This is a genomic window from Phenylobacterium sp. (assembly GCF_030698145.1).
Taxonomy (GTDB): Bacteria; Pseudomonadota; Alphaproteobacteria; order Caulobacterales; family Caulobacteraceae; genus Phenylobacterium.
In genome coordinates this window covers 1-19,755 of record NZ_JAUYNW010000075.1, presented here as the reverse complement: position 1 = coordinate 19,755, position 19,755 = coordinate 1, and the positions used below count along the sequence as shown (strand labels likewise).

Genomic DNA, 19,755 nt, shown 5'->3' with positions numbered 1-19,755 from the left:
AGACCTTCTGGGCGAAGCGGGCGAGCGCCATGCCCAGCATGAACAGGGGCAGGGCCCGGAAGATGCCGAACTTCAGGGGCATCTGGTAGACCGGGTAGTCGAGGATCGCCCAGGTCGCCAGGTTGCAGGCCGTGAAGGCCGCGATCCCAAGGCCCAGCATGACGAACGGGTTGAACCGGGCCATGCCGCGCAGCAGCAGCGGAAACATCAGATAGCAGCCGAGCAGGGCCGACAGCGACCAGCTGGGCGCGTTCCAGCCGCGCCCGCCGGGTACGCCGTAGGATTGGACGAGGAAGAACTGGGCCGGAAGCTCGTTCCAGTCGAACCATTGCGGATTGCGCGGCATGACGCCCAGCAGGCCGCTCAGCACGACCAGTGAGATCAGAGTCACCTGCATGATGAGGTGGGCCGGCACGACCCGCAGAAAGCGCTTCTTGAAGAAGTCGGAGAGCGACATGCCGCCGGCCAGCACCCGCTCGCCATAGACGCGCGCCAGGACGTAGCCGGAGTCGATCAGGAAGAAGTCGGTGAGCAGGTAGCCCCGCTCGAAGAACGGAATGAAGTCCGACGTCGGCGAGGGACCCGCCAGCTCGTAGTGGTGCAGGATCATCAGGATCGCCACGACGATGCGCATGGCGTCGAGCCAGCCGCCCCGCTCGATCGGCGGGACGCTCGTCCGCGTCTCAATCCCAAACCACGACATCACCGGCCTCCTGCAGTCCATCAGGGGGCCGGATTGCAAAGGCTAAGCCATCCCAAAACGGGACAGTTTCAGGCGTGGACAGGGGTCCAGGTCATGGGCCGCGGTGGTCCGGCCGGCTGCGCCGTCGCGGCTCGGGCCTTGGCCGGAGCGGGGCCCAGAATCCGGGCCATGGCGGCGACGGCGAACACCCAGGAGAGGTTGTTGTGCACCAGTATGATGCTCTCAGACATGGTCTGAAGGCTGTAGACCGCCAGGAACAGGGTCGCCCAATAGCCGTCGCCCACCTTCTGGTGGCGCAGCACGGCGGTCATCAGGCTGGCCCCGAAGATCGTTCCGAAGATGGCCACGCCTACTAGGCCGAGCTGGATCAGCAGGTCGAGCCAGCCGTTGTGGGCGCTGGGCACCCGCCATTGCAGGGCGTCGCGGATCCAGTTGGCTATGTCCGACGTCCGGCCCCAGAAGGCGGCGTAGCCGTAGCCCAGCATGGGCTCGGCCTCATGGGCGCGCAGCACGGCGTTCCAGATGTCGGTGCGGCCGGTGAAGGTCGCGTCCTTGCCCAGCGCCGCATAGAAGAGGGTGGGCGCGAACAGATAGAGGCCGGCCAGGGCCGACAGGCCGGTCACGCCCAGCCAGACGGCCAGCACCGCCGCGGCCCGGCCAAGCCGCATGAAGGTGAACACCGTCGCCCCGCCCAGCACGATCAGCAGGCTGAGGAACGAGGTCGCCGAGCGGGTCATGACGATCAGGCCGACGAACAGCACCAGGGCGCCGGCCCATAACAGGCGGCGGCGCGGATTTGTCAGGAAGGCCGCCACCGCCGCCAGGGAAGCGTAGACCATCATCGCCCCCATCTCGTTCTTCTCGTACCAGAGCCCGCGCCAGGTCCCGGTGTTGATGTCCTGGCTGACCCCCATGCCGGGCACGGCCAGGCAGACGAAATAGCTGCCCAGCGCCAGCAGCAGCATGGTGAGCGCGGTGAGCTCGGCGAAGCGCCGCCCTCCGAGGCTGGAGGCCAGGTAGAGACCCAGCAGGGTGGTGGCGGCCAGGGCGACGGCCCGGCGCAGGGTGACGTCGGGGTCGATGGACCACAGGACCGAGGCGAAGGCCCAGCCGACCAGCAGGAAGAAGGCCAGCGCCGGCCCCCAGAACCGGAAGAGCTGCGGCAGCCGGAAGGCCGCCAGCACCGCGATCAGGCCGTAGACGGGCAGCCACATCAGCCGCAGGATCGGGACCTCGTCGCCGCCGGTCTGCAACGGGTCAAATAGAGGCCCGACCAGGGCGCTGGACATCAGGGCGACGATCAGGACGGTCAGCGCCGCCTCGACCAGGCGCACGACCGTCAGCCGTTCATAGGGTTCGGCGAGCTGGTCGGGGCTGATCACGCCGCCGCTGCTTGTCGCGGCTCGCCGTGGACGATCAGGTCGACAGCCTCGTTCATCGGCAGCATCTGGATGCCGTGGTCGGCGATCTTCTGCAGCACCCACTCCAGGCGCTCGGGCAAGACCCCGAAGTCCTCCGGGTTGTCGCAGACGTCATGGGTGAAGAAGGTGATCCAGCCGCCGGTCGCCTTGGCCCGCGCGATCGAGGCTTCGATCTCGTCGGGCCGCCAGCGGCGGTGCTCCAGCACGATCGAATGGACCATGGCCAAGTCGATCATACCTTCGTTGACCTTGCGATAGATGCCCCGGGCACTCTTGAAGGCGCCGCCCAGCAGGGCCTTGGTCCGGGGCGACACGTCGCCATAGGGGTAGGCGTAGCTGTCGATGGCGACGTCGCCGAGGTGCTTGCGCAGGAAGGCCGCGTTGCGCTCGATCTCGTGGGAGAGCGTGTTGCTGTCGGTCTTCGAGGCGAAGCCGTGGGAATAGCTGTGGCAGCCGATCTCATGGCCGGCCGCGGCCACCGCCTTCAGGTCGGCGATGTCGAAATACTCGATGCCGTCCTCGGTCAGGCCGCAGAACCGCCCGGCGACATAGTAGGTCGCCCGCACCCCGAACTTCGCCATGATCGGACCGGCCGCGGTCCAGGCGCTCTTGGGGAAGTCGTCATAGGTCAGGCTGGCGATGGCGCGCGGCGCGCGCGAACGCACCGTATTGACCGGGATGCGGCGAGTCAGGACGTTGTTGACCTTGCGGTAGATGCCCATCGATCCGGATCCAGGCTGCAGCGGCGCAGCGGGAATCCTGACAGGGCAATCCTAACAAACGCCCTAACGCCCGGGCCTAGAGCCGCGCCGCGTGCCAGGCCAGGTGGTCGTCGATGAAGCTGGTCATGAAGAAGTAGGAATGGTCGTAGCCGGGCTGGCGGCGGAGGGTCAGCTTCTGGCCCGCGGCGCGGGCGGCGAGTTCCAGCAGCTCGGGCTTGAGCTGGTTCTGCAGGAAGCTGTCGGCCAGGCCCTGGTCGACGAGGATGTCGTCGAACCGGCCCCGGGCCGCGCCGGCCTCCAGAAGCAGGGCCGCGTCATGCTCGCGCCAGGTCGCCTCGTCGTCGCCCAGATAGGCGCCAAAGGCCTTGCGTCCCCAGTCGCAGCGGGTGGGCGAGCAGATCGGCGCAAAGGCCGAGGCCGACCTGAACAGGTCCGGATGGCGCAGGGCCAGGGTCAAGGCGCCGTGCCCGCCCATGGAGTGGCCGAGCACACCGAGGCGGGCGCGGTCGACGGGGCAGCTTTCGCTGACGACATCGATCAGGTCGCGGGTGACATAGGTCTCCATGGCGAAATGCGGCGCCCATGGCCGTTGGGTGGCGTCGAGATAGAAGCCCGCGCCCTGGCCCAGGTCATAGGCCGGGTCGTCGGCCACGCCCTCGCCGCGCGGGCTAGTGTCGGGCGCCACGACGGCGATCCCAAGGCGGGCGGCGGCGGAGTAGGCCCCGGCCTTGGTGGTGAAGTTGTCCTCGGAGCAGGTTAGGCCGGACAACCAGATCACCCACGGAACCGGCCCCTCGACCGGCGGCAGGAAGACGCTGAAGCGCATGGGCGTGCCGGTCGCGGCGCTGGCGTGCCGACGATAGCTGAGGCTCCCGCCATGGACGCGGTGCTCTTGCAGGATTTCCAGGCTCATGGGTTCTTCTAACCCGGATTCCGCGCCGGGCGACCGCCCGCTGTCGGTAAAATTGAGCCTCGGGGCTTTCGCCGCGGTTCGATTCCGTGTCCCCCTGTCGCCTCGCAATTCGAGGGGGTCACCATGAAGACGTTCCTGCCAGCCTTGGCGCTCGCCGGTCTGCTCGCCGCCGCCGCGCCCGCCGCGCTCGCCCAGGGTTATTCGGCCGGCAAGGTCACCGCCCTGAAGGGCCAGGCCGTCGCCGGCGTCGAGGCGCGCGCCAAGCTCGCCCAGCAGATGACCGACCAGATCTTCTCCTACGGCGAACTGGCCTTCCAGGAGATCGAGACCTCGAAATACGTCACCGGCGTCCTGGAGAAGAACGGCTTCACCATCGCGCGCAACGTGTCGGGCCTGCCCACCGGCTGGACGGCGACCTGGACCAACGGCAAGGGCGGCCCGGTGATCGCTCTGGGCAGCGACATCGACGGCATCCCCAAGGCCTCGCAGAAGCCTGGCGTGCCCTGGCACGACCCGATCGTCGAAGGCGCGCCGGGCCACGGGGAGGGTCACAACTCCGGACAGGCCCTGAACGTGGTCGCCGCCCTCGCGGTCAAGGACATCATGGAGAAGGAAGGGATCGCCGGAACCCTGGTGCTCTGGCCCGGCGTCGCCGAGGAGCTGCTGGGCGGCAAGGCCTACATGGTCCGCGACGGGGTGTTCAAGGGCGTCGACGCGGCGGTCTTCACCCATGTGGGCAACAACCTGCAGACCGCCTGGGGCCAGCCCGCGGGCACCGGCCTGGTCTCGGTGGAATATACCTTCAAGGGCTCGGCGGCCCACTCGGCCGGGGCGCCCTGGCGCGGCAAGAGCGCGCTGGACGCGGTCGAGCTGATGAACATCGCCTGGAACATGCGCCGCGAGCATCTGCGCGCCGAACAGCGCTCGCACTACGTCATCACCGACGGCGGCGACCAGCCCAACGTCGTGCCGTCGGTGGCGAAGGTCTGGTACTATTTCCGCGAGCAGAGCTTCGCCGACATCCGCAAGAACTTCGAGATCGGCAACACCATCGCCGAGGCCGCGGCCAAGATGACCGACACCAGGGTCGAGCGCCGGGTGATCGGCTCGGCCGCCCCCCAGCATTTCAACAAGCCCTTGGCCGAGGCCGCCAAGGCCAATATCGACAAGGTCGGCTTGCCCAAGTGGACGGTTGAGGAACAGGCCTTCGCCAAGGCCGTGCAGAAGAACCTGGGCGCCAAGGAAAAGGGCCTGGCCGTCGAGCTCGAGGTGCTGAAGACCCCGGCCGAGAAGCCCGAGAGCGGCGGGTCGGACGATATTGGCGACATCTCGTGGACCGTGCCGACGGTGTCGATCTACTACCCGTCCAACATTCCCGAGCTGCCCGGGCACCACTGGGCCAACGCCATCTCGATGGCCACGCCGGTGGCGCACAAGGGCGTGGTCGCGGGCTCCAAGGTGGTGGCCATGACCTTGCTGGACATCCTGACCCGGCCGGCCCTGCGCGCCGCCGCCAGCGACTATTTCACCAAGGTCCAGACCAAGGATCAGAAGTACCAGCCGATGCTGGGCGCGACCGACAAGCCGCCGATCGAGATCAATACCGGGATCATGGCCCGCTACCGGTCCGAGATGGCCAAGTTCTATTACGACGCGGAGAAATACCCGACCTATCTCGACCAGCTCGGCGTCAAGTGGCCGCCGACGGAGCTGACGCCGCCGAAGGGGAAGTGACGCGGTCTAGATGCTCCCCTCCTGGGGGAGCTGTCAGCGCAGCTGACTGAGGGGGACTTTGACTCGCTTCGACGCGCTTCAACCCCCTCCGTCTCGCCGCCAAGAGGCGACGCTCCACCTCCCCCAAACCGCGCTGCGCGCTGGGGGAGGATCTGGAGGGATGAAAATGGCCGGGGACGGACGCGCGCCCGTCCCCGGGCCGAGTCAGGCCGCGGCGGGGGGAAGATCCTGCGAGGCGGCCACCGCCGGGTGGACGATGCGTCCGCCGGCGATATTCAGTCCGGCGGCGAAGCCGGGGTCGTCTGCAAAGGCGCGCTCCATGCCCTTGTCGGCCAGGGCCAGGACATAGGGGGTGGTCGCCGCGCCGAGCGCATAGGTCGAGGTCAGCGGGGCCGCACCGGGCATGTTGGCCACGCAGTAATGGACCACGCCGTCGACCACATAGGTCGGCTCATAGTGGGTGGTTGCCCGCGAGGTCTCGAAGCAGCCGCCCTGGTCGATGGACACGTCCACCAGCACCGAGCCCTTGCGCATCAGCTTCAGGTCTTCGCGCTTGATCAGCTTGGGCGCCGAGGCTCCGGTGACCAGGACGCAGCCGATCACCAGGTCGGCGGTGGGTAGCAGCTCCAGCAGCGCGCCCCGCGATGACAGCATGGTGCGGGCCCGGCCCTCGAAGTGGGCGTCCAGGGCGGCCAGCCGCTCGGGCGAGATGTCCATGATGGTCACGTCGGCGCGCATGCCGACCGCGATCTCCGCGGCGTTGAAGCCCGAGACGCCGCCGCCCAGGATGATCACCTTGGCCGGCGCCACGCCGGGCACGCCGCCCATCAGCAGGCCGCGCCCGCCGACCGGCGCCAGCAGATAGGCCGCGCCGACCTGGGCGGCCATGCGCCCGGCCACCTGGCTCATGGGGGTCAGCAGCGGCAGGTCGCCCTTGCGGCCCAGGATCGTCTCATAGGCGATGGCCGTGCAGCCGGAAGCCATCAGGCCGTGGGTCTGGGCCGGATCCGGGGCCAGGTGCAGATAGGTGAACAGGATGTGGCGCGGGGTCAGCCGTGCGATCTCTTCGGGCTGAGGCTCCTTGACCTTCACGATCAGCTCAGCGGCGGCGAAGACGTCGGCGGCGGTGGTCTCGATCCTGGCTCCGGCGGCGGCATAGTCGGCGTCCGACAGGCCCACGCCGTTCCCGGCCCCCGATTGTACGAACACCTCATGCCCATGGGCGGTGAGGGTGGCGACCACGGCGGGGACCAGGCCCACGCGGCGCTCAAGGGGTTTGATCTCGGTGACCGTGCCGATGCGCATGACGTGTTCCTCCGCGTCCTAACGCCGAGATTACGAGATCGTTTCAGATGAAACCTTGAAAAGGGGAGGGTCTGGGTGCAGGGTTTTGCAAGAATCTTGTTCGAAGAGCCACGTTCATGGCGAAATCTTCAGCTCACGACCTGGATATCGCGGATAAGCGCCTGCTGAACCATCTCCAGGTCCACGGCCGGGCGACCAATGGCGAGCTCGCCCAGGCCGCCCGCCTCTCGGATTCCGCCTGCTTCCGGCGGGTCCGCGCCCTGGAGGCCGAGGGCGTGATCACCGGCTACACGGCCACGGTCGAGCCGCGGGCGGTCGGCCTCGGCCTCTCGGTCTTCGTATCCATCACCCTGGCCAGCCAGGCCCAGGACGTGCTGGCCGCCTTCGAGGCCGCGGTGGTCGAGGCGCCCGAGATCATGGAGTGCCACCTGATGACGGGGCAGGCCGATTATGTCCTGCGCGTGGTCGCCGCCGACATGGACGACCTGGAGCGGGTGCACGCCACCCGCCTGACCCGCCTGCCGGGCGTGGCGCGGATCAACTCGTCGATCGCCCTTCGGACAGTGGTGCGCCGCACCGCCTTACCGCTGCGCTAGACCCAATTTTCGCCACGGGCCGCGGCCAGCTTGCCGCCGGATTTGAGGAGTTCCCCATGCGCACCACTGTCATCGCCCTGGCGCTCGCCGCCTGCGCCACCGGCGCCTTCGCCGCCGAAGGCCGCTTCATCCATCCGGCCGACACTAGCAAGGACGACCGGATCGAGAAGGCCGAGTGGGTCGCTTACAAGCTCCCCGCCGCCGAGTTCGCCAAGGCCGACAAGGACGGCGACGGCAAGATCAACGGGCCCGAGTTCGTGGCCTGGGACACCGCGCGGAAGGCCAAGGCCGGGCATGACGGGCACTAGCCAAACCCCGCTCATCCCGGCCTAGCGGTCCCCGAACCTCAGCTCAGCGCCTGGTCCAGGTCGGCGATCAGGTCGTCGGCGTCCTCGACGCCCACCGACAGGCGGATCAGGCTGTCGGCGATGCCGATGCGGGTCCGCGTGTCCGCCGGGATCGAGGCGTGGGTCATGATCGCCGGGTGCTCGATCAGGCTCTCCACACCGCCCAGGCTCTCGGCGAGGGTGAACAGCCGGGTGCGCTCGAGCATGCGCAGGGTTCCGGCCAGGTCGCGATCCAGCACCGTCGAGATCATGCCGCCAAAGCCGCCGGTCATCTGGCGCTTGGCCAGCTCGTGCTGCGGGTGGGTGGCGAGGCCGGGATAGATCACCTGGACCACGTCGGACCGCGCTTCCAGCCAGCTGGCGATCTTCATGGCGTTCTCACAGTGGCGCTGCATGCGCAGGGCCAGGGTCTTCACCCCGCGCAGGGCCAGGAACGAGTCGAAGGGCGAGGCCACCGCGCCGACAGCGTTCTGCAGGAAGCCCAGCTGGTCGGCGAGATCCTTGTTGGATCCCACGATGAGGCAGCCGCCGACGATGTCGGAGTGGCCGGAAAGGTACTTGGTGGTCGAGTGCATCACCACGTCGAACCCGAACTCCAGCGGCCGCTGGCAGTAGGGGCTGGCGAAGGTGTTGTCGGCCGCCGCCAGCAGGCCGTGCTTTTTGGCGAGCACGGCGATGGCCTGCAGGTCGGCCAGCCCCAGCATCGGGTTGGTCGGGGTCTCCACCCAGATCAGCTTGGTGTTGGGGCGGATCGCCGCCTCGATGGCGGCCAGATCGGCCAGGTCGACGAAGCTGAACTCCAGGCCCGCCGAGCGCTTGCGCACCTTATCGAACAGCCGGAACGAGCCGCCATAGAGGTCCTCGCTGGCGATCACATGGTCGCCGGCGTCCAGCACCTCGAGGAAGGTGGAGATCGCCGCCAGGCCCGAGGCGAAGGCGTAGCCCCGGGTTCCGCTCTCCAGGTCGGCCACCGCGCGCTCGAAGGCGAAGCGGGTGGGGTTCTGGCTGCGGGAATATTCGAAGCCCTTGTGTTCGCCCGGGCTGGTCTGGGCGTAGGTCGAGGTGGCGTAGATCGGCGTGATCACCGCCCCGGTGGTCGGGTCATGCGACTGGCCGCCGTGGATGGCGCGGGTGGCGAATTCGAGCCGGTTCCTGCCTTGGATGTCGTCGCTCACGCCGCGCGCCTCAGATAGTTGATCAGGTCGATGCGGGTGATCAGCCCCACGAACTCGCGGCCGTCCAGCACGATGGCCACCTGATCCTTCTCGAAGATCGGCAGCAGGGCGTCCAGCGGATCGCTGGCCTGGAGGGTGTCGAGCTTGGCGGTCATGGCCGCGGCGACGTTCTGGGCGAACCGGCGGTCGGGCTTGGAGTCCTCGATGGCGTCCAGCAGGTCGCTCTCGTCGATCAGGCCGATCAGCCGCCCGTCGTCCAGAACAGGCAGCTGGCTGACATCGGCCTGGCGCATCCGGTTGTAGGCTGTGAGCAGCGTGTCCTGCGGCCCCACCGTGATCGCCCCGCCCTCGGACGGAGCCCGGGCGATCAGGTCGCGCAGGTCGCCGTGCAGGTGGCGCTCGGTGAGGCCCTGCTCGGCCAGCCAGGAGTCGTTGTAGACCTTCGAAAGGTACCGCGAGCCGGTGTCGCAGACGAGGGTCACCACCCGCTTGGGCTCGGTCTGCTCGCGGCAATAGCGCAGGGCCGCGGCCAGCAGGGTTCCCGAGGACGACCCGGCCAGTACGCCCGCCTTGGTCAACAGCTCGCGGGCCGCGGCGATGCTCTCGGTGTCGGAGATCGAATAGGCCTTGGACACGAACTCAAGTTCGCAGTTGTCGGGGATGAAGTCCTCGCCGATCCCCTCCACCACCCAGGAGCCGGGCTCGATGGTCTTACCGGTGTTGATCAGCGGCGCGAGGATCGAGCCGGCCGGATCGGCCAGCACCATCTTGGTGTTGGGCGAGGCCTTGGCGAAATAGCGGCCCAGTCCCGTCAGGGTCCCGCCGGAGCCGACCCCCACCACCATGGCGTCCAGGTCGCCCGCCATCTGCTGCAGGATCTCCGGGCCGGTGGTGGTCTCGTGAGCCTTGGGATTGGCCGGGTTTGAGAACTGGTTGATGAAGAAGGCGCCGGGGATGTCGGCGGCCAGGCGCAGGGCCATGTCCTGGTAGTACTCGGGATGACCCTTACCGACGTCCGAGCGGGTGATGCGCACGTCCACGCCCATGGCCCGCAGGTGCTGGATCTTCTCGCGGCTCATCTTGTCGGGGACCACCAGCAGGATGCGGTAGCCCTTCAGCACGCCGACCTGCGCCAGGCCCAGGCCGGTGTTGCCGGCGGTGGCCTCGACGATGGTTCCGCCCGGCTTCAGGCTGCCGTCGGCCTCGGCGGCCTCGATCATGGACAGCGCGATGCGGTCCTTGATGGAGCCGCCGGGATTGGCGTTCTCCAGCTTGACGAACAGGCGGCAGGGCCCGGTGTCGAAACCCGTCAGCTCCAGCATCGGGGTGTTGCCGATCAGGTCCAGGGCGGACCCGGCCGGCGGGGAAAGCGGCGGATGGGCGTTCATTCGGGTCTCAATCGTCGAGGGGGATGAACGGGGAAACGCCCAAGGGTTTGTTTCCGCACCATTCATCCGGGCGCATGGGATATTTTACCCCAATAGCCCGCTTCGACCGCGGCAGGAACAGCGTCCGTCGACCGTGAATGCGTGAATTGGCGCCCGCGTCTACTCGCTCACCGGGTCCTTGGCGCCTGGCGCTCCCGAATCGACATCACGCAGGAACTGCCAGCGAATACTGCTGAAGCGCGGATCGGCCGCCAACTCGCCGTTCAGCCTCGTCAGCAATTGCGGGTAGATGTCGCTCGGCTTTTTGAACAGGCCGAAACTCGGAAAATATTCCGTCGAGAGAATGAAGTCACCCAAGTCTGAGACTTGCATCCACACACGGTCTTTTTGGACTTTCACATCGAAATCCCAACCGTGCTCGTGCTGATGCTCTGGCACAGACACTTCGTATCCAAGACCCTGGAGCATCGAGGCGATCGCTTCCGCGACACCGCGCCCGCCGAACTGCACGATCTGACCGTCCTCTTCGATCATGTCGTCCGGGAAGTCCGCGCTGAATTCAGCGCAAGGTCTGATCCTCATTGTTGTCCCTCTCCCGATTCGTAAAACGATGCGCCAGCACCGGCTGTAAGCCCGCCCACTCGCGCCTTTAAGGGCGCGGGGCTGCCGTGCCAAATACGGCCGAGCTGGTCGTATTTCTTGAGACCCAAATCCTTCGCGCTCCAACGCTCGCCGCCGACCCGCCTCGGTAGGCGCGTGCCGTAGAAGTGGTCATCGACACCTCTATGAAGCTCGTAGAAGTCACCGCGCGTCATGCCTTCCGGCTTAAGAACAAAGAACTCACTTTCGGTGAGCGTGCGAGGCAGCGGACCTCCGCCCAGTGACTGTGGAAGTCGATAACTCCGCCGAATGACGTGATGTCCCATCCCCTTGTAAGGAAGCGCGAGGTAGGCGGCCCCTGCTGGACTGAACCCCTGGGCGAGGTACTTCTCTGCGGTCGTCGCCTTAGGCACTGCGCCAAGCCTGCCCACGGCCTTCGGAAACGGCCCGCCGACCGCCAGCGATCCCACGTCAAAAGCCAGTTCGCCCTGGTTCTGGCCGATATCGAAGTTGCGCCGGATTTCCCCGGAGAAAGTAGGGGCTGCCGACGTCGCCGTCGGGTCCAGATCGAAGCGCATCTGATGGGCTTTGCCTTGAATGTCGCGCACGACGCTCTGCGGGTCTGAAACGCCCTTCTTCACGTACTCGCCAATCCCGCGGCCGACAGCGATCAGTTGCTCCCTCGCCGATTCACCAGGCGGACTCATCAGGCTGTCGAAGGGGCTGGCTAAGCGGTGCAAGAAGGCCGCGCCGTCATAGAGGCCCTCGGCCGCGTGCCAACCGCCCCTTAGCGCGCCGGTCACATTGCCGACTTCGCGCGCCAACTCGCCGCCGACGGCTCTCGCCGTAGGGTGATCGAGCCAGCCGGTGCGGCTCGGCTGCGCGCGGCGAGGGCCAGTCGCTGTTTGGCTCACCGGGGCCGGCGGCTTGGTCGCCACCGGGCCGATAGTGCTTGGCCGTTGTGGTTTCGCGCGGACCGGTGCGGGCCTGACGCCTGGCGCCGTCTCCTCAGCTATCAGCTTGGCGCCGTATCGCATGACATCGCCGCGCGTCTTCAGAACGAGGTCTTCGCCCGCTCTGACCGCATTGCCAAAGGCTAGATGCGCCCTCGCCACCGCTTCCTGGCCATCATGCTGTTTCTCTCGCCATCTGCGTTCCAAGAACTCCGCCATGGTCTCGCGCCCAGCCACGAAATCTCCTTTTGATGACCCATGAAGCCAGTGTGGATTGCGGCCTGCCACTGAGCATCTCACATAGTGGAACCTCTACCATAGAGCGAGCGGGGAGTCGAACAAAAGCAGAACATTTTCGAAGTCGGGCTAACGACCGATCGTCGGCGGGCTCCGAGCGTCGGCCGTTGTTCAGGGGACTCGACAAGCTCGCGCCTCTCGGTTGAATTGCGCGCCTACAAAGTCCGGGGTCCCCATGATCGTTCGCCGCCTGCTCGTCGCAGCCCTCGCCGCCGCGCTGTCCGCGCCGGCCTTCGCCCAGACCCCGCCGGCCCCGACGCCGCCACCGGTTCCCACGGAGGATGCGAAGGCCGAGAAGGAGCCCCGGCCCAACGCCTCGGAGCTGAACAAGCCGGTCGCCACGTCCTCGCTGGAGAAGCCGGCCGACAAGCCGAAGTGGGATGTGAACGCCCCACCCGGCCCGACCCGCGACGTCCCCATCGACGTGACCTCCGGCACCTGGATGAGCCTGGACGTCAGCCCCGACGGCCGCGAGGTGATCTTCGACCTGCTGGGCGACCTCTATGTCGTGCCGATCGGCGGCGGCGAGGCGCGCGCGCTCACCACCGGCATGGCCTGGGACATGCACCCGGCCTACTCGCCCAACGGCCGCTGGGTCGCCTTCACCTCCGACCGCGGCGGCGGCGACAATATCTGGATCGTCGACCGCGACGGCTCCAATCCGCGCCAGGTGAGCAAGGAGAGCTTCCGCCTGCTGACCCAGCCCGACTGGACGCCGGACTCCGAATACATCGTCGCGCGCAAGCACTTCACCTCGACCCGGTCGCTGGGGGCGGGCGAGATGTGGCTCTACCACCGCTCGGGCGGGGAGGGGCTGCAACTCACCAAGAAGCGCACCGAGCAGAAGGATTCCGGCGAGCCGGCCTTCAGCCCCGATGGCCGCTACCTCTATTTCAGCGACGACGCGACGGCCGGCGGGGTCTTCGAATACTCCAAGGACGTCAACACCCAGATCTATGTGATCCAGCGCCTGGACCGCGAGAAGGGCGAGGTCGAACCCTTTGTCATCGGCCCTGGCGGCTCGATCCGACCGACGCCCTCGCCGGACGGCAAGTCCTTGGCCTTCATCCGGCGCGTCCGCTACAAGTCCACCCTCTATGTCCTGGACCTGGCCTCGGGGCGAGAGACCCCGCTCTTCGACGGCCTCGACCGCGACATGCAGGAGACCTGGGCCATCCACGGGGTCTACCCGTCCATGGCCTGGACCCCGGACAACAAAGCCCTGGTCGTCTGGGCCGGGGGCAAGATCAAACGGGTCGACGTCGCCACCAAGGCCGTCTCCGACATCCCCTTCCATGTGAAGACCACGCGCGCCGTCCAGGAGGCGGTGCGCTTCCCGGTCGAGGTGGCGCCCAAGGATTTCAAGGTCCGGATGCTGCGCTGGGCCGAGGTGTCGCCCGACGGCGGCAAGGTGGTCTACCAGGCCTTGGGCCATCTCTGGATCAAGGACCTGAAGTCGGTCGCCGCGCCGCGCCGCCTGACCCGCCAGACCGACCATTTCGAGTTCTATCCGGCCTGGAGCCGCGACGGTCGCTCCATCGCCTACACCACCTGGAATGACCAGGCCTTCGGCACTGTGCGCGTGGTGGGCGCCGGCGGCGGCGAAGGCCGCGTGATCTCGGGTCAGCCCGGCCACTATCTGGAGCCCGCCTTCAGTCCCGACGGCCAGACCATCGTCTATCGCGCCGCCTCCGACGGCTTCCTGACCTCGGCCATGTGGGGACGCGACACCGGCCTCTACGCGATTTCGGCCAAGGGCGGCGGCAAGCCGCTCCTGGTGTCGAAGGGCGGCGTCCAGCCGCAGTTCGGCGCGGCGGGCGACCGGGTGTTCTTCATGACCTTCGAGGCCGAGAACAAGCGGGCGCTGAAGTCCATCGAGCTGGACGGCTCGGATGAGCGCAGCCACCTGCTCAGCGAGTTCGCCACCGAGTACGCGCTCAGCCCCGACCAGAAGTGGGTGGCCTGGACCGAGCGGTTCAACGCCTATGTCATGCCCTTCACGGCCACCGGCAAGAGCGTGGACCTGTCGCCCAAGACCGCCTCTCTGCCGGTCACCAAGGTGACCCGCGACGCCGGTTCGTTCCTGCATTGGTCCGGCGATGGCAAGACGCTCTGGTGGTCGGAGGGCCCGGAGCTCTTCTCCCGCGACCTGAAGGACGCCTTCGCTTTCGTGGACGGCGCGCCCAAGGACCTGCCCAAGGCGCCCGAGCACGGGACCGATATTTCGTTCACCCAGGCCTACGTCTCGCCGACCGGCCGCACCGCGCTCACCGGCGCGCGCATCGTCACCATGAAGGGCGACGAGGTGATCGAGGACGGGACCATCGTGCTGAACGGCGGCCGCATCGAGGCGGTCGGCGCGCGCGGCGCGGTCAGCGTGCCCGCCGGCGCCCGGGTCATCGACGTGGCCGGCAAGACCATCATGCCGGGCATCGTCGATGTGCACTGGCACGGCTCCATGGGCAGCGACCAGATCATCCCGCAGCAGAGCTGGGTGAACTACGCGGCCCTGGCCTTCGGGGTCACCACCATCCACGACCCGTCGAACGACTCGGGCGAGATCTTCGCTCACTCGGAACTGGCCAAGGCGGGCGCCGTGGTCGGTCCGCGGATTTTCTCCACCGGCACCATTCTCTATGGGGCCAAGGCGCCGTTCACCGCTCAGATCGACAGCCTGGACGACGCTCGCTCGACCCTGCGCCGGATGGCCGCCGTCGGCGCCTTCAGCGTCAAGAGCTACAACCAGCCCCGTCGCGAACAGCGCCAGCAGATCCTGGCCGCGGCCCGCGAACTGAAGATGATGGTGGTGCCGGAGGGCGGCTCGCTCTTCCAACACGACATGACCATGGTCGTGGACGGCCACACAGGTGTGGAGCACTCGATCCCGCCGGCGGCGATCTATGACGACGTGCTGCAGCTCTGGCCCGCCACCAAGGTCGGCTACACCCCGACCCTGGTCGTGGCCTATGGCGGCAGTTCGGGAGAGAACTACTGGTACGAGCACAGCGACGTCTGGGCCGATCCCCGGCTCTCGAAATACGTCCCGCGCCGCATCCTCGACTCGCGCTCACGCCGCCGCGTGAAGATGCCGGACGAGGAGTACAACCACATCGACATCGCCCGGATGGCCAAGGCGCTGAACGACAAGGGCGTCTCGGTCCAGCTCGGCGCCCACGGCCAGCGCGAGGGCCTGGGCGCTCACTGGGAGATGTGGATGATGGCCCAGGGCGGGATGAGCCCGATGCAGGTGCTGCGCGCCGCCACCATCAGCGGCGCGACCTATCTGGGCATGGACCGCGACCTGGGCTCGATCGAGCCCGGCAAGCTCGCCGACCTGGTGGTGTTGGACGCCAATCCGCTGACCGATATCCGCAACACCACCTCGATCCGCTACACGGTCGCCAATGGCCGGGTCTATGACAGCCAGATGGACGAGGTGGGCGGCAAGGCCAAGGCGCCCTTCTGGTTCGCGGAGGCGGGCGGCGAGGCCTGGGGGATCGGCGCGGCCGCCGCGGCCAGTCACCAGGACGACTAGGCGCGATGGCCAGAACCACCCCCGCAACGCTCGCCCTCGACCGGGCCGGTGTCGCCTATGGCTTGGCGACCTACGACTACGATCCCCAGGCGCCTCGGGTGGGATTGCACGCCGCCGAAAGCCTGGGCGTCACCCCGGAGCGCGTACTGAAGACCCTGATGACTCTTGTCGACGGCAAGCCGGTCTGCGCGGTGCTGGCCGCCGACCAGGAGGTGGCGATGAAGAAGCTCGCCAGCGCGGCGGGGGGCAAGTCGGCCGCCATGATGAAGCCCGCGGACGCCGAGCGGGTCACCGGCTACAAGGTGGGTGGGGTCAGTCCCTTCGGCCAGAAGCGCGCCGTGCCCACCCTGGTGGACATAGCCGCCATGACCCACCCCAAGGTGTTCGTGAACGGCGGCCAGCGGGGCCTGCAGATCGAACTCGCCCCTGCCGACCTGGTTGCGGCCCTGGGCGCCAAGGTGGCCTCCTTGACCTGAGCGGCCTCGCGGCGAGCCGCCACGCCCATTGCGCAGGTTTCATTGGCCGCCGACGCCGCATGTCGCTAGGTTACCGGCGATAATTTGTGCGTCCGCGGGGATAGCGGCGAGATGAGCTTGATGGTGTCGCCGGGCCTCCCCCCGGCTTTCGACCCAGTTTGTGGAACCAGCGCGTGACGCCGGCGATGCTCGCTCGGCGGCGCAGCTATCACGTGGGCAACGTGCGCGGTCAGCTGCTGGCCGCGGCGCGCGATATCCTGGCCGAGAGCGGCCGGGGCGCGCTCAGCCTGCGCGCCATCGCCGAGCGGGCGGGCGTCGCGCCGGGCACGGTCTATTATCACTATGTGGACAAGGCCGCCCTGCTGGCCGGGCTGGCCGTCGACGGCTTCCGCCAGCTCGCCGATGCGATGCGCCTGGCCTATGCGGCCGATCCCTCGGGCGGTGGACTACGGACCACCGGCGGGGCCTATCTCGCCTTCCTGCGCGAGCGGCGCGAACTCTATGAGCTGATGTACGAGGCGCGCGACAGCGGCCGCGACGACGTGGCCGCCGCCGAGGCCGAGGCCATCGCCGTTTCGCGCGAGGCGATCATGGCCGACTATCAGGGCCTCTATCCGGAGGACATCGCCCACGATATGGCCGAGGCGATCTGGGCCTGGGGTCGCGGGATCGCCGCCGTCGGCCTAGCGCGCGGGGCCGACGGAGCTGACCGCGGCGACGAGGCGGTCCAGGCCGCAGTACGGGGCCTGACGGCGCTCATCGCCCGCGCGTGACGAAAGACACACACAGGGCTGGAAAGCCCGCTGCGTCGTATTTGCCGCTATTCGAACGCCGTTCGAGACCCGCAGCCTCCCTGCCTACACGCGACGGGCGGCATAACGCCCGCGTCTGGCTGGGAGGTAACATTGCTAAATCAACCCCTGCGTCTGCGCAGTCTGTTCGTCATGGGCGCTTCGGTCGCCGCCCTATCCGCCGCCACGGCGCCGGCCCTGGCGCAGGATAGCGCCTTCACCATCGAGGAACTGGTCGTCACCGCCGAAAAGCGGGAACAGAGCCTCCAGGACGTGCCGGTGGCCGTCACCGCTTACACTAGCGAAAAGCGCGACCTGCTCGGCGTCGCCACGGTCGAGGATCTGGCCCGGATCACGCCCAGCGTCGCCTACACCAACAATGACCGCCTCTCGATCCGCGGCTTCGGACGCCTGACCAACGCCATCGGCACCGACCCGTCGGTGGCGCTCTATTCGGACGGCATCTTCTCCAACTCGATGGCCGACTCATCGACGCCGTCGCTGTTCATCGAGCGGACGGAAATCCTGCGCGGCCCGCAGGGCACGCTGTACGGCCGCAACTCCATCGGCGGCGCGCTGAACATCATCGGCAAGCGGCCGAGCGACGAGTTCAACGGCGAGGCCCGCTTCGCGCTCGGCAACTACGGGACCTGGCGCACCGACGCCCTGGTCTCGGGACCGGTCACCGAGGGCCTGCGCTTCCTGCTGGGCGGCTCGCTGGAGCGGCGCGAAGAAGGCTTCATCGAGAACGTCGGCCCGGCCGGCGACACCAGCGCCGTCAAGCGCTACGTGATCGAGGCCCAGGTCGAGGCCGACCTCGGCGAGAACATCACGGCGCGCCTGCGCTACACCAAGTTCGACTGGGATGACTCCTACGGCGTGGGCAACGTCCATGAGGCGGTCATCTCGCCCTACGACACCGTGTCGGTGACCGGCCTGGGCAACGCCGCGCTCTACTACAACCCGACCCTGGGCTATGCGACGCCGAACATCAGCGGCTCGGACCCGTTCAAGATCGACACCAACCAGACGATGGAGGGCAAGCTCTCCGACCACCATCGCCTGCACTTCGACCTGACCTGGGACATCGGCGACGTCAGCGTGAAGTACCTCGCTGGGTACCAGGCCTACGTCTACAACACCAACGGCGACGAGGACCGCTCCTCGCGCACCGGCAATTTCAACGTCAACGCGGCGACGCCCTTCGGCGCCTACACCGCCACCAACGTCTCGCCTAACGAGCGCTTCTTCTATCAGGAGAAGCAGGAGTGGTGGTCGAATGAGATCAACATCTCCTCCAACACCGATGGCCCGCTGCAATGGATCGTCGGCGCCTTCCAGTACCACCAGACCTATTCGCAGCCGCAGGGCCTACGGGTGCTGGGCGACCCTTCGATGCTGTCGCCCATCAACCTGGCCACCGGCGGCCTGGCCGCGCCGAACCCCGACGGCAACTTCCTGCTGGTGGACGGGACGCTCGAAGTCGATTCGCTGGCCGCCTTCGGTCAGGTCGACTGGGAGTTCGCCGAGAACCTCACCCTGACCGCCGGCATCCGGTGGACCAAGGACGAGAAGACCGGCACCGACTTTGCCCGCTACGTGTCGCGCAGCAACACCACCACGACCATCCTGCGCTCGGTCGGGATCCCGCTGACCGCGGCCCAGGGGATGGCGGTGGACTTCACCACCTTCGTGGTCTGCGGCGGCCCGACCATCGCCACCTGCCTGGCCAACCCGCTCTATTCCAACCTGCGTCAGGTCTCGGGCGGCGGCCTGGTGCGTGACCTGGCGGCCGACTACGACGCCTTCACCGGAACGCTCGGCGTCCAATGGCAGCCGGACGAGGACACCAACGCCTACGCCCGCTACAGCCGCGGCTACAAGTCCGGCGGGTGGCTGGCCTCCAACGGCCTGACCCCGTTCCCTTACGCCGACCCTGAATATGTCGACAACTACGAGCTCGGCCTGAAGAAGACCTTCGGCGGTCGCTTCCAGCTCAACGCGGCGGCCTTCTACGCCGACTATCGGGGCTTCCAGGCGCCGCTTACCGTGGTGCTCAACGCCACCACGGGATCGACCGGCTCCCAGTTCCTCAACCTCGACGCCCGCAACTACGGCGTCGAGCTGGAGGCCCAATGGGCGCCGCTGGACAACCTGTCGATCTTCGGCAGCTACTCCTATCTGAACGCCGAGATCGAAGAGGGCTGCTGCTTCGTCGACGCCAACGATCCCCGCGGCCTGATGGCCGGCGCCAAGCTCTCCGGTCCGGCCCTGCCCAACGGCAGCCGGCCCCAGACCCTGGTCGGCAATCGCCTGCCGATGACGGCGGAGAACAAGCTCAACCTGGGCGCCAACTACACCTTCGACTTCGAGCCGGGCAGCCTGATCATCGGCGGCACCTACACCTACACCGGCGACATGCAGACGGCGGTGTTCGCCCAGGCCAACTACACCGCGCCGTCGAACGAACTGGTCGACTTCCGCGCCCTGTGGAAGGACGCCGACGACCGCTTCACGATCATCGGCTACGTCAAGAACGCCCTGGACGAGACCGCCTATCAGAGCTCGACCTCGACGACGGTGACGGCGGCCAACACCTTCCGCCGCACGGTGAAGCTGAACTTCCCGCGCACCTTCGGCATGGAATTCCAGTACCGCTTCTAGGTAGCGGTGACCATTTAGCTATTTGAGCCACAGCATGATGGCGGCGAGGGTGACGAAGCCCATGAAGGTGGACGCGAGCTTGTCGTATCGGGTTGCGATGCGCCGGAAGTGCTTGATGCGGCTGAAGAAGCGTTC

The 19,755-nt window shown here is 67.5% G+C and carries 16 protein-coding genes and 1 pseudogene; 7 read left to right on the top strand and 10 right to left on the bottom strand.

The genetic code is table 11. The annotated features are described in order from the left end of the window. The 4 genes from Q8Q77_RS11055 to fghA form a co-directional block, all read right to left on the bottom strand. A partial coding sequence (locus tag Q8Q77_RS11055) for an acyltransferase (RefSeq protein ID WP_305583628.1) occupies positions 1 to 703 on the bottom strand: 703 nt, incomplete at its 3' end. Between the two features lie 68 nt (positions 704 to 771). Continuing rightward, entirely contained in the window at positions 772 to 2,085 is a 1,314-nt protein-coding gene (locus tag Q8Q77_RS11050) for an O-antigen ligase (RefSeq protein ID WP_305583627.1), read from the bottom strand. Continuing rightward, entirely contained in the window at positions 2,082 to 2,846 is a 765-nt protein-coding gene (locus tag Q8Q77_RS11045; RefSeq protein ID WP_305583626.1) for a polysaccharide deacetylase family protein, read from the bottom strand. Before Q8Q77_RS11045 ends, Q8Q77_RS11050 begins: the two co-directional genes overlap by 4 nt. A gap of 76 nt (positions 2,847 to 2,922) precedes the next feature. Continuing rightward, the gene (gene fghA, locus Q8Q77_RS11040) at positions 2,923 to 3,759 is read right to left on the bottom strand and encodes an S-formylglutathione hydrolase (protein WP_305583625.1); all 837 of its coding nucleotides are present in this window, start codon (positions 3,757 to 3,759) and stop codon (positions 2,923 to 2,925) included. 123 nt (positions 3,760 to 3,882) lie between these two features. Here fghA and Q8Q77_RS11035 point away from each other — a divergent pair, with 123 nt between their 5' ends. Beyond that, the gene (locus tag Q8Q77_RS11035) at positions 3,883 to 5,493 is read left to right on the top strand and encodes an amidohydrolase (RefSeq protein ID WP_371130446.1); all 1,611 of its coding nucleotides are present in this window, start codon (positions 3,883 to 3,885) and stop codon (positions 5,491 to 5,493) included. A gap of 204 nt (positions 5,494 to 5,697) precedes the next feature. Here Q8Q77_RS11035 and ald read toward each other — a convergent pair whose 3' ends face one another. Next, positions 5,698 to 6,798, bottom strand: coding sequence for an alanine dehydrogenase (gene ald, locus Q8Q77_RS11030; protein WP_305583624.1), 1,101 nt, complete (start codon positions 6,796 to 6,798; stop codon positions 5,698 to 5,700). Between the two features lie 116 nt (positions 6,799 to 6,914). Between ald and Q8Q77_RS11025 the strand changes: the two genes are divergently transcribed. Both Q8Q77_RS11025 and Q8Q77_RS11020 read left to right on the top strand, forming a co-directional pair. Next, positions 6,915 to 7,394 (top strand): Lrp/AsnC family transcriptional regulator, encoded by a 480-nt coding sequence (locus Q8Q77_RS11025; protein ID WP_305583623.1) that lies wholly within the window; start codon positions 6,915 to 6,917, stop codon positions 7,392 to 7,394. A gap of 56 nt (positions 7,395 to 7,450) precedes the next feature. Then, positions 7,451 to 7,702, top strand: a complete 252-nt coding sequence (locus Q8Q77_RS11020; protein ID WP_305583622.1) for a hypothetical protein — start codon at positions 7,451 to 7,453, stop codon at positions 7,700 to 7,702. A 38-nt stretch (positions 7,703 to 7,740) separates the two neighbouring features. Here Q8Q77_RS11020 and Q8Q77_RS11015 read toward each other — a convergent pair whose 3' ends face one another. From Q8Q77_RS11015 to Q8Q77_RS11000, 4 genes are all read right to left on the bottom strand, one after another. Beyond that, the gene (locus Q8Q77_RS11015) at positions 7,741 to 8,916 is read right to left on the bottom strand and encodes a cystathionine gamma-synthase (protein WP_305583621.1); all 1,176 of its coding nucleotides are present in this window, start codon (positions 8,914 to 8,916) and stop codon (positions 7,741 to 7,743) included. Beyond that, positions 8,913 to 10,304, bottom strand: a complete 1,392-nt coding sequence (locus Q8Q77_RS11010; RefSeq protein WP_305583620.1) for a cystathionine beta-synthase — start codon at positions 10,302 to 10,304, stop codon at positions 8,913 to 8,915. Before Q8Q77_RS11010 ends, Q8Q77_RS11015 begins: the two co-directional genes overlap by 4 nt. A gap of 159 nt (positions 10,305 to 10,463) precedes the next feature. Then, on the bottom strand, positions 10,464 to 10,838 hold the full coding sequence (locus tag Q8Q77_RS11005) for a hypothetical protein (protein ID WP_305583619.1): 375 nt from the start codon (positions 10,836 to 10,838) through the stop codon (positions 10,464 to 10,466). A gap of 44 nt (positions 10,839 to 10,882) precedes the next feature. Further along, a complete protein-coding gene (locus tag Q8Q77_RS11000; RefSeq protein ID WP_305583618.1) occupies positions 10,883 to 12,076 on the bottom strand; it encodes a hypothetical protein in 1,194 nt (397 codons plus the stop codon). A 253-nt stretch (positions 12,077 to 12,329) separates the two neighbouring features. Between Q8Q77_RS11000 and Q8Q77_RS10995 the strand changes: the two genes are divergently transcribed. From Q8Q77_RS10995 to Q8Q77_RS10980, 4 genes are all read left to right on the top strand, one after another. Continuing rightward, positions 12,330 to 15,689, top strand: coding sequence for an amidohydrolase family protein (locus Q8Q77_RS10995; RefSeq protein ID WP_305583617.1), 3,360 nt, complete (start codon positions 12,330 to 12,332; stop codon positions 15,687 to 15,689). 5 nt (positions 15,690 to 15,694) lie between these two features. Continuing rightward, positions 15,695 to 16,165 (top strand): Cys-tRNA(Pro) deacylase, encoded by a 471-nt coding sequence (gene ybaK / locus Q8Q77_RS10990; RefSeq protein WP_305583616.1) that lies wholly within the window; start codon positions 15,695 to 15,697, stop codon positions 16,163 to 16,165. Between the two features lie 173 nt (positions 16,166 to 16,338). After that, complete coding sequence (locus tag Q8Q77_RS10985) at positions 16,339 to 16,938, top strand: TetR/AcrR family transcriptional regulator (protein WP_305583615.1); 600 nt, start codon at positions 16,339 to 16,341, stop codon at positions 16,936 to 16,938. Between the two features lie 132 nt (positions 16,939 to 17,070). Then, positions 17,071 to 19,620 carry a TonB-dependent receptor gene (locus tag Q8Q77_RS10980; protein WP_305583614.1) on the top strand — a complete coding sequence of 850 codons (2,550 nt, stop codon included), beginning with the start codon at positions 17,071 to 17,073 and terminating at the stop codon, positions 19,618 to 19,620. Positions 19,621 to 19,638: 18 nt separating this feature from the next. On the opposite strand, the pseudogene Q8Q77_RS10975 reads toward Q8Q77_RS10980, so the two are convergent. Continuing rightward, a pseudogene (locus Q8Q77_RS10975) lies at positions 19,639 to 19,755 on the bottom strand (IS5/IS1182 family transposase); the annotation flags it as partial.